This is a genomic window from Geomonas oryzisoli (assembly GCF_018986915.1).
In the GTDB taxonomy this organism is placed as follows: domain Bacteria; phylum Desulfobacterota; class Desulfuromonadia; order Geobacterales; family Geobacteraceae; genus Geomonas; species Geomonas oryzisoli.
Genome location: NZ_CP076723.1, coordinates 1443404 through 1457679, shown reverse-complemented (window position 1 = coordinate 1457679; position 14276 = coordinate 1443404). Strand labels below are relative to the sequence as shown.

The 14276-nt window shown below is 62.3% G+C and carries 12 protein-coding genes; 4 read left to right on the top strand and 8 right to left on the bottom strand.

The window, feature by feature from the left end; genetic code table 11:
- The 4 genes from KP004_RS06425 to KP004_RS06410 all read left to right on the top strand — a co-directional run bounded on the left by KP004_RS06425 (position 1) and on the right by KP004_RS06410 (position 4979).
- On the top strand, positions 1–1461 hold the full coding sequence (locus KP004_RS06425) for a glutamate synthase subunit beta (protein WP_239026969.1): 1461 nt from the start codon (positions 1–3) through the stop codon (positions 1459–1461).
- Between the two features lie 507 nt (positions 1462–1968).
- Positions 1969–2799 carry a CheR family methyltransferase gene (locus tag KP004_RS06420; RefSeq protein WP_216801527.1) on the top strand — a complete coding sequence of 277 codons (831 nt, stop codon included), beginning with the start codon at positions 1969–1971 and terminating at the stop codon, positions 2797–2799.
- Between the two features lie 183 nt (positions 2800–2982).
- Positions 2983–3354: a pyridoxamine 5'-phosphate oxidase family protein gene (locus KP004_RS06415; protein ID WP_216801526.1), complete on the top strand. Its 372-nt coding sequence runs from the start codon at positions 2983–2985 to the stop codon at positions 3352–3354.
- 602 nt (positions 3355–3956) lie between these two features.
- Complete coding sequence (locus tag KP004_RS06410; RefSeq protein WP_216801525.1) at positions 3957–4979, top strand: right-handed parallel beta-helix repeat-containing protein; 1023 nt, start codon at positions 3957–3959, stop codon at positions 4977–4979.
- Positions 4980–5077: 98 nt separating this feature from the next.
- Here the strand turns inward: KP004_RS06410 and KP004_RS06405 are convergent, their stop codons facing one another.
- From KP004_RS06405 to KP004_RS06370, 8 genes are read right to left on the bottom strand one after another with little or no spacing between them, the layout of a single operon-like run.
- The gene (locus KP004_RS06405; RefSeq protein WP_216801524.1) at positions 5078–6127 is read right to left on the bottom strand and encodes a glycosyltransferase family 4 protein; all 1050 of its coding nucleotides are present in this window, start codon (positions 6125–6127) and stop codon (positions 5078–5080) included.
- Between the two features lies 1 nt (position 6128).
- Entirely contained in the window at positions 6129–7283 is a 1155-nt protein-coding gene (locus KP004_RS06400) for a glycosyltransferase family 4 protein (protein WP_216801523.1), read from the bottom strand.
- Positions 7270–8352 (bottom strand): glycosyltransferase, encoded by a 1083-nt coding sequence (locus tag KP004_RS06395; RefSeq protein ID WP_216801522.1) that lies wholly within the window; start codon positions 8350–8352, stop codon positions 7270–7272. The genes KP004_RS06400 and KP004_RS06395 overlap by 14 nt, the downstream gene beginning before the upstream one ends.
- Before the next feature lie 11 nt (positions 8353–8363).
- Complete coding sequence (locus KP004_RS06390; protein ID WP_216801521.1) at positions 8364–9593, bottom strand: glycosyltransferase; 1230 nt, start codon at positions 9591–9593, stop codon at positions 8364–8366.
- Positions 9590–10789 (bottom strand): O-antigen polymerase, encoded by a 1200-nt coding sequence (locus tag KP004_RS06385; protein ID WP_216801520.1) that lies wholly within the window; start codon positions 10787–10789, stop codon positions 9590–9592. Before KP004_RS06385 ends, KP004_RS06390 begins: the two co-directional genes overlap by 4 nt.
- Entirely contained in the window at positions 10780–12015 is a 1236-nt protein-coding gene (locus KP004_RS06380; RefSeq protein WP_216801519.1) for a lipopolysaccharide biosynthesis protein, read from the bottom strand. The genes KP004_RS06385 and KP004_RS06380 overlap by 10 nt, the downstream gene beginning before the upstream one ends.
- A complete protein-coding gene (wecB, locus tag KP004_RS06375) occupies positions 12003–13136 on the bottom strand; it encodes a non-hydrolyzing UDP-N-acetylglucosamine 2-epimerase (protein WP_239026968.1) in 1134 nt (377 codons plus the stop codon). Before wecB ends, KP004_RS06380 begins: the two co-directional genes overlap by 13 nt.
- Before the next feature lie 2 nt (positions 13137–13138).
- The gene (locus KP004_RS06370) at positions 13139–14275 is read right to left on the bottom strand and encodes a GumC family protein (RefSeq protein ID WP_216801518.1); all 1137 of its coding nucleotides are present in this window, start codon (positions 14273–14275) and stop codon (positions 13139–13141) included.
- Between the last annotated feature and the right edge of the window lies 1 nt (position 14276).

Genomic DNA, 14276 nt, shown 5'->3' with positions numbered 1-14276 from the left:
ATGGAATACAAACGCGAGCTCCCGGCCGACCGCGAGCCGCTTGAGAGGCTCAAGGACTGGAACGAGTTCCACCTGCACCTGCCGGAAGATCATCTGCGCACCCAGGGTGCCCGCTGCATGGACTGCGGCATCCCGTTCTGCCACACCGGCATGCTGGTGAGCGGCATGGCCTGCGGCTGCCCCATCAACAACCTGATCCCCGAGTGGAACGACCTGGTGTACCGCGGCCTGTGGAAACAGGCCCTGGCCCGGCTGCTCAGGACCAACAACTTCCCCGAGTTCACCGGCCGGGTCTGTCCCGCGCCGTGCGAGGGGTCCTGCACCCTGGGCTCGATCGATCCGGCGGTCACCATCAAGAACATCGAGGTGAGCATCATCGACCGCGCCTGGGCTGAGGGGTGGATCGCCCCCAACCCGCCGCAGGTCAGGACCGGCAAGAAGGTCGCCGTGGTCGGTTCCGGCCCCGCCGGCCTCTCCGCCGCCGCCCAGCTCAACAAGGCCGGCCACCAGGTCACCGTCTTCGAGCGGGCCGATCTTCCCGGCGGGCTTTTGATGTACGGCATCCCCAACATGAAGCTCGACAAGCGTGAAGTGGTGCTGCGCCGCGTGAAGCTCATGGAACAGGAAGGGATCAACTTCGTCTGCAACACCGCCATCGGCGGCGCCGACTACCCGGTCGAGAAGCTCAAAGGCGAGTTCGACGCCGTTGTGCTTGCCACCGGCGCCACCCTCCCCCGCGACCTCCCCATCGACGGCAGAAGCCTGAAGGGGATCCACTTCGCCATGGACTTCCTGACCGCCAACACCAAGGCCGTCCTGAACGAAGGCTCGGAGTTCATCTCCGCGGCGGGCAAGGACGTCATCATCATCGGCGGCGGCGACACCGGCACCGACTGCGTCGGCACCTCGCTGCGCCACGGCTGCACCTCGGTGACCCAGTTGGAGATCATGCCCCGCTTCCCCGATACCCGTGCCGGCGACAACCCGTGGCCGGAGTGGCCCAAGCTGCACAAGGTCGATTACGGCCAGGAGGAAGCCGCCGCGAAGTTCGGCGCCGACCCGCGCGTCTTCGTCACCACCGCGACCAAGTTCGAAGGTGATGCCGACGGCAACGTGAAAGCCGTGCATACCGTCCAGGTGGAATGGAAACAGAACGAGAAAGGGCAGTTCATACCGGTACCGGTACCGGGGACCGAGCAGGTTCGTCCCGCCGGCCTGGTACTTTTGGCCATGGGCTTCCTCGGCCCCGAGCAGGAGCTTCCCGAGGCGCTCGGGCTCGAGCGCGACGGCCGCAGCAACATCAAGGCCGAGTTCAACCGCTACGCCACCAACATCCCGGGCGTCTTTGCCGCCGGTGACTGCCGTCGCGGCCAGAGCCTCGTGGTGTGGGCCTTCAACGAAGGGCGCGGCGCTGCTCGCGAATGCGACCGTTTCCTGATGGGCGAGACCGAACTTCCGTAACACATCTTCATAGCCGCATCGCAAAAGGCACCCGGAAAACCGGGTGCCTTTTTTTATTTGCCCACAAGCTCCTCTTGTAGCAGAAGGGACTGGCTCCGTCAGGTGCCTGTCCCTCTCGCGGAACGCTACCTTCCGCCTCACCCGCCTTGCCCAACCCCAAAGGGGACAGGCACCTGGCGGAGCCAGTCCCCTCCCGCCGACAGGGGGGATTTGCAGTGTGGCGTGCCACGAAATTGTGGCAACCCCACTGTGGCATGCCACACCTTTTTGCCCTTCATTAAACACGCATCTGCCGGCTGCACAGCCGACTGTGCCCAAGCCGCCGCAGCAATAAGCATGAATCTTCAGCGCCTTACAAAAAGGCACTTCTAAAAAAATCGTTTTTTTCCCCGCCTGCACCACTTTCGGAACGAATCCTGTTTACAAGATCTACAAACACGGACGGCACAGGGACACGACAGGTCCGGAACGGACGACACGGGACAACAAGGCAAGGAGGGAGAAGCCATGACTGCACAGACCAATTACACCAGCAACGATTTTCATCGCATCCGCCACATGTACCGCTCCTCTACCGGCATCACCCTCGGGCACCACACCAAGGACCTGGTCTACAACCGCATGTCGCAACGGGTGCATGCCTCCTCGGCGCAGGATTTTTCCCAGTACCTGGACCGGCTGGTGATAGGCGATAAAAACGAATGGGCTGCTTTCACCAGCGTCCTCGGCGCATCCCCCAGCTGTTTTTTTAGCGACGCGCACCATTTCGCCGCGCTGAAGCAGTACCTGCAAGCCCTCCAGATTCCCGGGGCGCTGCTTTGGTCCTGCGCCGCCGGCACCGGGGAGGAAGCCTACTCGATGGCGATGACGGCGCACGACGCGCTGGGAGGGGACGTCCGCTCCATGAAGATCCTCGCTACCGACATCGACCTCTCCGCCCTGTCGGTTGCCGAAGATGCGGTGTACACCGCCGACCGGTTGCGGCACCTCCCACGGCAGTACAAGGAGAAGTACCTGGTCCGCCTTGCCTGCCGCGAGGAAGCCTACCAGGTGGTGCCCGAGATTCGGCGCATGGTATCCTTCCTTCCCTGCAACCTGGCGGCGCGGGAGTGGGTGCTGAAAGGGAAGTACGACGCGATCTTCTGCCGGGACGTCTGCGACCATTTCGATGTCGCGACACAGCAGGAACTGCTCGGGCGGATGGCGGGAATGCTGAAGCAGGATGGGCTCCTCTTCCTCGGTAATGCGGAACCCTCTCTGGTGGGCGATGCGCGCTTCGAGCGCAGGGGCGACAAGGCCTACGCTCTCAAGTTGCGTCTCCAAAAAAGCGGCGTATAGGCCCGACACCAGGTCTCGCCCCGGCCGGCCGGGTTGTTCCACACCTGCCGAGGCGGGCGTCTTCTGCACCCACAACAATATTCAATTCTGCCCCTGTCCCCGGGGGCAATTTTCCACTACCTTGAGTCGGACATCTTCCATTCTCACCGTTTGGCTGAGCAAGATCACCTACAGGAGGTAGTAATGATACCCGAGAAGCTGCTGGAAATTCTGAAACAGGATGGCGTGGCCGCCATCGCCACCTTGGGAGAGGACGGACCGCACCTTGTCAACACCTGGAACAGCTACATCCGCATCTGCGAAGAGGGGCGCATCCTTATTCCCGCCGGCTACATGAACCGCACCGAGGCCAACGTCGCCTTCAACCCCGAAGTGCTGATCACCGTGGGGAGCAGCAAGGTGCAGGGGCTACACGGACCGGGCGCGGGTTTTCTGATCAAGGGGGACGCGGCATTTGTAACGTCCGGACCCGATTTCGATCTACTAAAATCGAAGTTCAGCTGGCTGCGCGCCACCCTGGCGGTCACCCCGATCTCGGTAACCCAGACCTGGTAGGCCGCCGCACCGGACTCCCCGGCAATGCAAAGGGAATCCCGCGACCGGGGTTCCCTTCTTCTTTCCAGCCACATCGGGAATACGGGATCTTCCCCCCCTCGCTCCGCGTGGTAATCTTTTGATCTCAACGTCGTTCCCGCAACTCCTCATAGCCAATCCATCTCGTATGAACATCCTCGCTTGCCGACCACGGCATGTACTTTAGCGACAGCCCCTGCGGCACTTTGTCCCGAACTGACTCTCTTAAGATCACATGGAGTCAAACCGATAAGTGGCAATGAGCATCGCAGCACGATGTAGCGGTAACTTGGGCGGACGAAGGTAGGCTGACAGGGGTCGCCGTGTCACGGCGCTGAGGGAAGGAAGCCGGAGAAGATTCCGTAGAGATAGTGGAGATAGTTCTTTTCCAGATCATCTGCAAAAAAAACACTACCTGATATACTTCACTGGCCACGGAGGACTTCATGAGAACAGCAGAGGTTATCAGAATAACCCTTCGGTTCGCTGCAGGAGTACTCGCTCTCACCAGCACCCTTGCCCTGGTGAGCTGCTCAGGAGCCCCGTCCGGGAGTGTTCCCACCTCGTCCCTACCCGGCCAACCCTTGACGGCCCTTGTTCCGATCGGCGGTCGCATCGACCTCGCGGCGGGGCAGGTTTACCTCTACACCGAGCCGCTGAGCATCCCTTCGGGGACCGTCCTTGACGGCCACGGTGCGACGATCGAAGTCCCCCAGGGAGACAGCTCCGACAGCCTCGGCGTCATCACCGCCTCTCACGCAAAGAACATCACCGTAAAAAATCTGCGTATCCGCTGCAACGCCGAGCGCTCTCCCAACTCTCCTCAGCGCGGGATATTTTTCGACCATGTCACGGACTCAACCATCTCGAACGTCGTCATCGACTCGCCTCGAACCTCTGGCATCCGGTTGCACCACGGCTGCACGGGAAATACCATCGAACAGGTGACCGTCACCATGAAGCTCGATCCGGTCATGGCCGGCGAGCCGGGAATCCCTGTCGACGAGGAGCTCGTAGGGATCGGCCTGGTTTCTGCGACTGCGGACCAGTACAACGGGCTCTACAACGAGAGCCTGGACCGCACCCTGGCTCTGCCGGCGACGACCCTCGACAACAAGGTCCTGAACTGCCGGATTTACGGCGGCAAACACGGCATCATGCTGTACAACGCCAACCGCAACACCCTCTCGGGAAACTCCATCTCATGGACCAGCCACCGCGGCATCCTGATGTCGCCGACTGCAGATGACAACGTTGCCGAATGGAACGACATACGGGAATACGGTTCCACGGGCATCCATATGGCGTGGGGGGCATCGAGAAACACCATCCGCTACAACTCCATCTCCTCCGATCACACCATCTGGCAACGCGACGGCATCAAGGGATACCTTGGCACCAACGACAACCTGGTCGAGTACAACACGATCGGCGGCAACAACGTCAACGGCATCCGCTTCGCCGCAGGCGCCCAGGGAAACGTGGTGCGACACAACCTCATCACCGGTGCGCAGTACCCAACCGTCGAGCAGCAGCAAGTCCCGCCCGAAATCCACGTCACCATCCCGACCACGGGAAACATCTTCGAAGACAACGTGGCCAAGTAGCTCCTCTAACGGAGCTGCCGGTTCCGCTGCTCGTATTCCCGACACCCTCGCTCCACCACTGTGCGGCCCTCTTTCTTTGCCGGGATGCTACCGGGGGGCTACTCGCCCCGACGTTCGGTGAATGTATCGGCTATAGCGGTGACGGCCGGTCCACCATGAGAGCGGAGAGTCTCACGGGCTGCGCCGGCAAGGTAGCTGATGGAAGAGGGCCTGACGCATCTGCGTATCTGAGGCACGATGGCTAGGAACGCAAGGAGCACGGTGCAGCCGAGTATGGTGCGGACCGCGGCGCGATGCGACAGCCCTTTGCCCAGCAGGCGGTGATGAATATGCGTTCGGTCCGGCTGAAACATCGCCCCGCCGTTGGCTTTTCTTCTTATCGCCACGTAGAAGACATCGCCGACGGGCACGAGAAGCGTCAGCAACGGGATGGTCAGGCCGACCGGGGACGGGTTTTTCACGAGCATGACGGACAGGGTCGCCAGCGAGTAGCCGAGGAAGAGGCTCCCGGAATCGCCCATGAAGATTTTGGCAGGGTGCCGGTTGAAGAGGTAAAAACCGATCGTCGCACCGCTAAGAGCGAGGGCGAGCAGCATCGCGATCGCGTTGCCGGACAGGTAGCCTACAAAAGCCATTGCCAGACCGGATATGATGCCTATTCCGCCTGCAAGACCGTCGAGCCCGTCGACCAGGTTCACCGCATTGATCACACACAGCGCGTAAAACACGGTAAAGGGCCATCCGGCGACCCCCATCGGGATGGTGACGTTGAAAGGAAGGTCGTCCAGCGTGAACAAGGACAGATCGCCCACGCGGAGCATGATCACCACCGCCACGAACTGCCACAGGAGTTTCGTGTTCGCCGACAGCGATCTTTTGTCATCGACGAGCCCTAAAATGAAGATGATGAAGCCGCCCAGCAAATACCCCCCGACACGCTCGTCGCTGTTGCAGGAAGAGAGCACGCCGATGACGGTACCGGCGAAGATCGCAACGCCACCGATTCTCGGGATCGCCTCGGAGTGAATTTTCCTGTGGTCGGGGGTATCGGTAAAGCCGTAGTCCTGCGCCAGCGTAATGAGTGAAGGAACCAGCGCCCATGCCCCAAAAAACGCGGTAATGATAGATATCAGGGCGACCAACAACATTTCAGACCACCTCCGCTTCTGCTGTGAACAGCCTGCTGTTTTTGACGATTTCGGCGACGATGTTGCCGTACAAAGCGATGACGATGCGCTCGTCGAACTCGCTGCGCGCCTTCTCCCGGCTGGCCTGCCCCATCGCGTGCCGCCCCTCTTCGGAGAGCGTGAGGAACTTCTTCACAGCGTCCGCAATGCACCCCGGAGAATTGTTTTCCAGAAGGTAGCCGTTACGACCGTCATCGATGGTTTCCTTGCAGCCGACGGAATCCGTGGTGATGATCGGCTTCCCCATGGCCATGCTTTCCAGAAGGATCTTTGGGACCCCCTCGCGGTAAACCGACGGGAGCACCACGGCACTGGCGCCTTCTATGAAGGGACGGACATCCTCCGTCTCCCCCAGGTACATTACGTCCCCTGACTTTTCGAACGCCTCCAGTTCCTCCCGGGTGACGGCAGAGGGGTTGCCCTTGTCGATGGGACCCAGAAGGCAGAACGTGACCTCGGGGTGTTCTTTCCTGACCATGGCGGCCGCGGCGGCGAACTCCAGCACCCCCTTTTCCCTCAGCATCCTGCTGACGAGGATGAAACGCGGGGGTCCCGCCGGTTTGCCGCTGCAGGTGAAGTGGGACAGGTCCACCCCCGACCCCGGTGATCGCAGCGCCTTGCCTGCGCTCACCAGTCTTCCCGACACGAAGAGGTCCATATCGTCCTGATTTTGAAAGACGACGTTTTCGTTGCCCGCGCTCGATAGGCGGTACAGCCCCCTCACGATGCTGTTGAGTATTCCCTTCCTGCTGAAGGAATGCCCCAACCCGGTCGCCGTACTCACGGCCTTGACTCCCGCCAGTGCCGCGGCGAACCCGCCGTAGATGTTGGGTTTGATGGTGAAGGTGAACACCACGTCCGGCCTGGCGTCGCGGTACAGTCCGTAGAGTTCCAGCATGAGGCGCAAGTCCTTGACCGGATTCATCCCCTTGCGGTCCAGATGGCGAATCGGGAGGAACTGAAATCCCAGCGCCGCGATCTTTTCGGAGTAGCCGTCCTGCGGCGCCGCGACGACGACGTCGTATCCCCGCTCCCGCAAGGCGGTAAGAAGGCCTCTCCTGAAGTTGTAGAGATAGTACGAGGTATTCGATACGAACAGGAGTTTAACGGGCTGCATCTACCCTCCTCTTTGCTGCATCCCGGACGGTCCGCCGGAGTGTCTCTGCCAGTTCGTCCCCGACGGACTGAAGGGAGTACTTCGCTTCCACCGCCGCCCGGCCCGCATGCCCCATCTCGCGCCTCAGTTCCGATGAAAGCAACGCGCCGATGGCGGCGGTCCACTCGGCGTCGCTGTGCGCCAGCAACCCGCAACGGTTTTCGGTCAGGAGCTCTATGTTGACCCCGACAGGGGATGCAATCACCGGCTTGGCCAGGGCGAGGCACTGAATCAGCTTGTACCCGCACTTCCCCCTCTCGAAGGGGGTGTCGGGCAGGGGCATGATGCCCAGATCGAAGCTGCGCAGGGCGTCGACTTCGGTCGTCTCGCTCCAGGGGATGAACTCCGTCGGCACGTCGTCGAACGACGGAGCCCCCCCGACGGTGACCAGCCTGAGGGGCGTTGTGCGGGCGAGGTCCCTAAGCGCCGGGTGCACCAGGTCGAGGTACTTCGAGGTGAATGGCGTGCCAATCCAACCGATCCGGATCTCCTTCGAGCCGCGGGGAGCAGCGTCGAGGAGCGGGTACCTGTGCAGGTCCACCACGGTCGGAATCACGCTTATGTTGCGGGCTCCCGAGCGCTGCGCCTGCTCCGCCAGATAGGCATTGCCCGCGATCACGAGAGCTGCGTTGGCCATCACCGTGGGGATCTTGCCTCCCAGCGCCGCACGGACCGGGAAGAGCCTGTGCTGGTCGTAGACGTGCGCGATGGCGTCGTCGAGATCGACCGCATAGGGGATCCCCTGCGCGACCAGAATCCGCTCCAGCACGGGCGGCAGGAAGGGAAAGGCCTCCTTCTGGATCCAGACCAGGTCGTAGCGGCGCGTGGCAAGGGTTACCTTCAGGCGCTGCAGGTATGCCCGCAAAGCGAGGTAGAAGGCACGCGGCTTTCTCCCCGCATACATGGCGGCCAGGTACTCTTTGCCGAAAAGCGGCGACACCGTGACCTCGCACCCCGCCCGCTCGAGGTGCGGGAGGAACTGGTAGGTCCGCAGCCTGCTGCTGGCGCCGTTTCGGTCATATTTGGTCAAGGCGAGGATTTTCACCTGGACCTCGGCTGTACCAAACCGGCGAAGATCTCCTGAAATGCGGCCGCTTTTGAGGTCCACGAGTGCTCGCCACCGCATCCTTCGCCGCGCGTCAGCGTCATGGCGGTCCGGATGGCGTCCTTGACGGCCCCGACGTCATTTGCCGCGGCCGCGCAGGGGTACCGGCCGATGATCTCGGCGCAGGCATCCTCCCGGTGCGCGTGGTTCTTGAGATACAACAGCGGGGTACCGCTTCCCAGGTAATTGAACAATTTACCCGGCACCTGGATGGCGTTGCTGTTGCCGAACAGCAGGAGGGCTCCCGCATTTCTCAACGCGGACATGCACTCACTGTTGTGAAGCCAGCCGCCATCGACGAGGAGATCGGCAATCCCCTCCTGCCGCGCCTGTTCGAGCATCGGCGCGGGGATGCCGCCGTAAAAATGGAACTCCGCCCGGCCCCTTAGTTCATCCTGCATCTGGGCCACGGCGGCAAGAAACGACGAGCCGTCGCGGTGCGCGGTCAGGCGGCCCGTATGGACGAAGCGGAATGCGCCCGTGCCGGCAGCATCCCTCTCCGGGTAGTCTTCCGGTGCGAAGCCCATGGAAATGACCGACGTCTTACCGATGGTCACGGGATAGGTTTCGGCGTAGAGCTCGAGGGTGGGGCCGGTTGTGACGGTGAACCAGTCGCAGTTGTTCAGCACCGCACTCTCCATTCGCCTCTCCACCAGCAAGCGCCATCCGGTGCGCTGGTGCATGGGCTCGTAAACCCATGGGTCACCGCTGTCCACAACCCACGGCACGCCGAAGAGGCGCTTTGCCGCCAGCCCGACCAGGTGCGAGGTGTAAGGAGATGCCGAGCTCACGATGACGTCCGGGCGGTACCGCCTCGCCAGCCTGAGGAGTTGGCAAAGGGCGAAGGGAAACCATTCGATGTAGGTGTCGGGGCAGAGCAACCCTTTGAGCCCTTTGGTCGACGAGCCCGTGCCCCCGCCGGCCCTGCACGGTTTACGGTACATCATCTCGTGCATCGGCCCGTGGAAGGCCCGAATCACCCTGACCGAGGCGGGAACCTTCCTCAAAAGGTCCAGGTCCGTCTCGGGCTTGTGGTTACCGGAGGTAGCGGAGAGGACGGTCACCTCGTGCCCCATCTCCGAGAGCGCCTTGACGACGTTGGTCACCCGGACGGCATGCGACCCCCCGACTGGCGCGAACGCTTGGGCAATCATCAAAATTTTCATGCTTCGATCCTCGGGGCGGTGACGACTGGCCGCTGCCTCAAAACAGTGCCGAGCAGGGCGGCGACCGCAGCGCAGTACCAGAACTGGTAGGTGATGAAGATGTTTTCCCGGACGGAAAAGACCATCGCCGTGGTGCAAAACGCGGAGACGAGCACCCAGGCGGCACCGCGTTCCTTGCGGTTATATACCGTCGCTGTGGCGAAACCGATGATCCACGACAGCACCACCACGCCGGCCACCCCCCAGTCGCGATAAGGGTAGTAGAAAAAGGGGGCGGTATTCCCCTCCACGGGCACCTTCACGAACGGGATGCTCAGGTCCGGTGCCTTGTTGAAACCCAGCTTATTGGTGACTCTTAAGGGGATGTTCAGCACGTACTCGCCGTTGGTGTCCTGGGAGTTCTTGGTCAGTTCCTGGAAAATGGGGAGGTTGGAGGTCAGGTAGACGTAGGCCGAATTGAGTCCGACCCCCACCCCTCCGCTGGCCTTGTTGAGCCCGACCTGGGTCAGGGCGAAAAGCAGCACCATGGCGGCTGCGCCGCCGACCATGGACCGGACCATGCGCGGCGTCAACCCCTTCACGAAAACATGGACGAAGACACTGCTCACGATGGTCTGCAGGATGAGGGCGCGCCGGGGCGACACGAGATACAGAAATTCGATGAAGGTCAGCAGGGCCAGCATCCTGTCTCGCTGCTGCCGCCTCCCCATCAGGTATATGTTGAGCGGGATGGCAATGGCGGGCAGTACCGCGAGACGGCCGGAAATGCCGCCGAACTCCTTGAGATCCCCTGTGGTCTCCTCGAAATTCCACTTGAGGAAAAACCCGGCCACGGTCTTGCCGCTGCACAGATGCACGACCTGGTTCATGTAAAGCAGGTATCCCACCGTGCAGAGGGCGAACAGCACCCACGGCAGGCGCAGGGAGTCGACCCGCTCCGCGGCGGCCGCCTCGACGGCTGCCTTGGGAGCGAAGAACCAGCCACAAAGGACCATGGCAAGGGCAAGCGCGGTGGTGGTCAGGGTGCCGAGGGTGAGCGGGTCGTACCCGATGACCCCGAAGGCGCCGTCAAGGGAAAACAGGGCAAGGGTCCCCGCCCACGAGAGGGTGAAGACGGATATGGGAGCCCCCTCGCTGCTGCGCGCCCAGACCGCCGCCAGAAAGAACAGTATGAAAGCCGCTGCCATCAAGCCCATGTCCGGCTCCGCAGCGACGCCATGACCGCAACGAAATTGAGGGCCGCATAGACGCCGTACCCGGCGACCGTGCCCCACGCGGCACCTGCCATGCCATAGCTGGGCACCACCAGCACGTCGAAACCTATGTTGGTGACCGCGGCGATGAGCAAAAAGGCGACCATGACCCAGGTCCGGTTGGTGTACTCGTAGATCTTGTGCCAGAAGATGGAGGTCTGCCAAAGCCCCGCGCCGATTGCCACGATCCACATGATGCTTTGGGACCCCTGGAACTTCGCCCCCAGGAAAAGGCCGGAAGCGGTGTCGGCGAACAGGACGAGAGCGAGCACCACCGCCGAGCAGGCGGCAAAGGTCATCAAAGAGATGCGCAGGGATTGCTTCACCGCACCCTTGCGGTCTCCGGCGTTCCAGGCGGCCATCATTCTCGGGGAGGTCGCCATGGAAACGGGCAGGGTCAACATGGCAACCAGGCCGTAGGCGATGGAATACCCCGCCGAATAAAGCCCGACCACGGAGTCCCCTGCGAAGTAACGGAGCACATAGCGGTCACCCACGTTCAGCACCTGTGAGAGCAGGTACCAGAAGATGAAGGGGGTGCCGTAGTTGACCATCTGTCGCAGCACCCTGACGGTTTCTTCACGCGCGGACCAGTCCACGCTCCACTTGCGGAGGATGAAGACCAGCATCGCCGCCGAGGTGAACCACAGCCCCGCGGCACTCCCGCCGAGGAGCCCGCTGGCGGCCGCTCCGCACAATAAAAGGGCAATCACCCCTCCGGCAAGCTTCGCCGCGGCGGCAAAAACCAGCGCACAGCTCAGCACCGAGGCGACGGCGCCGGCCTGCAAGAGGGCTGAGGCGACGCCGAAGACGGCCTGCCCCGAGGTAAAGGCAGCGACAGCGGCGGTCCCTCCCCCCGCATCGAACAACATGGACACGGGAGCCACGACCGCACCCGCGCCGGCCACCACGGCGAGAAAGACGACTGCGGCCGCAACCACCGCCGACGCCTCCCGCTCCCCCGCCCCCGGGAGCATCCTCCCGATCGACTGCTTGACCCATTCGCTCGCGACCGAGGAAAGCACCAGCGCCGTCGAGAGCATGATGGCATAGCGACCGAACACCTCGGCGCTGGTGAGTCTCGTCAGGACCGTCGTTGTTACGAAGGTGATGAGTGATCCCAGCGCCGACGCCCCCCCGTAAAGCAGGACGGTCCTTACCTTGCGCACAGGGCCCTCTGGAGGAAATCACAAATCCTTGCGGCGGCGAAGCCGTCCCCGAACGGGTTCACCGCTGACGACATGGCGTCATATTTCTCCCTGTCGGCAAGAATCGCCACCGCATTGCTGTAGATCGCCTCGGGTTCGGTCCCGACCAGAATGCCGATCCCGGCCTCGACCACCTCCGGGCGCTCGGTCACGGTCCGCGTGATGAGGACGGGCTTGCTGAGCGCGGCGGCTTCCTCCTGGATACCGCCGGAGTCGGTGACGATCAGGGTCGCCTTCGCCATGAGGTAGACGAAGGGCTCGTATCCCAAGGGGGACATCAACAGCACCCGGTCCCGGCCGCTCAAGGTTTTGTTCACCGCATCTTTCACGCGCGGGTTGAGGTGCACCGGATATACGACCACCACGTCCTCGAGCTCGTCGGTGATGCGCGCGAGGGCCGTGCACATCCTTTCGATCCCCCCGTCGAGGTTCTCCCTGCGGTGTCCGGTCACGAGGATGATCCTCTTGTCCCAGTGCCGCATCCCCGCAGCGGACAACTCCGCCTCTATGCGCCGATCGTCCAGAAGTTTCCGGCTCACCTGTTGCACCGCATCGACTATGGTGTTGCCGGTAATAGCCACCGAAGCGGCTGTGACACCTTCCGCGGCGAGGTTGCCGGCGGCGGCGCTGGTCGGGGCGAAGTGCCAGTCGGCCACCACGCCGACGATTCTGCGGTTGACCTCCTCCGGGTACGGAGCCTGCTTGTCGAAACTGCGCAGCCCCGCTTCCACATGCCCCACCATGACCCCGTTGTAGTAGCCCACCAGGGAGGCGGCCATCGCCGTTGTCGTATCCCCGTGCACCAGCATGGCATCTGGACGTATTTCGCGCACCAGTGGCGCCAGCCGTTCCAGCACCGTGCAGGTGATATGTTCCAGGTCCTGCCCCGGCTTCATGACGTCCAGGTCCAGGTCCGGGGTGATGTCGAAGGCTGCCAGAGCCTGATGCAGCATCTCTTTGTGCTGGCTGGTTGCGACAACGACCGGTTTGAGCCCGGTACGCTGCTGCAGCTCCCTCACGACCGGAGCCATCTTGATCGCTTCCGGCCTCGTCCCGATCACCACCATCACGCGCTTTTCCATCCCTACCACCTCCTCAACGAGGCCGCGAGCTCGACGATCTCGTCCCTTTTCTCACCGGGAAGCCGTTGGAATCTCGCCTTCATGACGAACCAGAGAGAGGAGATGAAAAAGGTTGCGAAAAAGGCCGCCAGGGTGATGGATGCTCGCCGCGGACCGGTCTTTTTATCCGGCACGGTCGCTTTTTGAACCACCTGGATCTTGGCGAAATCCTTCGTTTCCGAGACCTGAGAGATCTCGAACTGCTTGGTCAACGCCTCGAAGACGGCCTCTTGCGTCTTGAATTCCCGCATGAGCCTGATGTACTCCTGCCCCACCTCGGGAGCGCCCCCGAAGTTCGGGATCGCCCCGCCCCCTTTGGAGTTCTGCCGGCTGTCGATCTGGGCCTGGAGTTTGCTCACCGCGGCCTTGGCTTCACGCACTTCAGGCTCGCTGTCGCGGAAGGTTTTGCGCGCCATGGCGAGCTTTACCTCCGCGTCGGTGAGCTGTGCCTTGAGCATGGCAAGTGTCTGGATGGAGGCTTCCATTTGGCTGTCGGGCTTGATGACGCCGTTTCTTTGCTGGAATGCCTTCAAAGCCTCCTCTGCTCCCTGCAGCTTCCTCCTGGTCTCCTCCAGGCGCCTTTGCATGAACGCCCTTTCTGAAGAGGCACCCGAACTGCTGACCGCCGCGGTCAGGCTGCTCAGTTCCTCGATGTAGGCGTTGGCGATGGCCGCGGCCCGCGCCGGGGAGCGGTCCTCGACGCTGACCGAGACCAGGCCGTCTTTCTTTCCCAGCTGAATGGAGACATGCTCCTCGAGAGCCCGGCGCGCATCCGCACGGGTGTCGGTCTCGTACACCTTGGCGAGCGCAAACCTGTCGATGATCCTGTCGCTGATGGTGTCACTTTGCAGGAACCCGACGCAGGTGTCACCAGAGGTGCCGTTGCCCAGGACGTCGCCTGCCAGCGAGGCCAAACCGCCCACCTGGGCCATCATCATCCCAAAGACACCCTGATCCTGCTGCGGCGGCAGGATTTTCGCCGTGGCCGTGTAGGTTTTGGGGATCACGAAGGTGAGGGCTGCGGTCAGCACAGCGACGGTGAAGGTGCTGACAACGATGCGCTTCTTGTGAGCGGAGAGGATCCTTATCGTGTTGATCATG

Coding starts and splice junctions, on each gene's coding strand:
- KP004_RS06425 (WP_239026969.1), top strand. CDS start 1: ATGGAATACAAACGCGAGCTCCCGGCCGACCGCGAGCCGCTTGAGAGG.
- KP004_RS06420 (WP_216801527.1), top strand. CDS start 1,969: ATGACTGCACAGACCAATTACACCAGCAACGATTTTCATCGCATCCGC.
- KP004_RS06415 (WP_216801526.1), top strand. CDS start 2,983: ATGATACCCGAGAAGCTGCTGGAAATTCTGAAACAGGATGGCGTGGCC.
- KP004_RS06405 (WP_216801524.1), bottom strand. CDS start 6,127: ATGTTGTTGGTCGCCCTGATATCTATCATTACCGCGTTTTTTGGGGCA.
- KP004_RS06400 (WP_216801523.1), bottom strand. CDS start 7,283: ATGCAGCCCGTTAAACTCCTGTTCGTATCGAATACCTCGTACTATCTC.
- KP004_RS06390 (WP_216801521.1), bottom strand. CDS start 9,593: ATGAAAATTTTGATGATTGCCCAAGCGTTCGCGCCAGTCGGGGGGTCG.
- KP004_RS06385 (WP_216801520.1), bottom strand. CDS start 10,789: ATGGGCTTGATGGCAGCGGCTTTCATACTGTTCTTTCTGGCGGCGGTC.
- wecB (WP_239026968.1), bottom strand. CDS start 13,136: ATGGAAAAGCGCGTGATGGTGGTGATCGGGACGAGGCCGGAAGCGATC.
- KP004_RS06370 (WP_216801518.1), bottom strand. CDS start 14,275: ATGATCAACACGATAAGGATCCTCTCCGCTCACAAGAAGCGCATCGTT.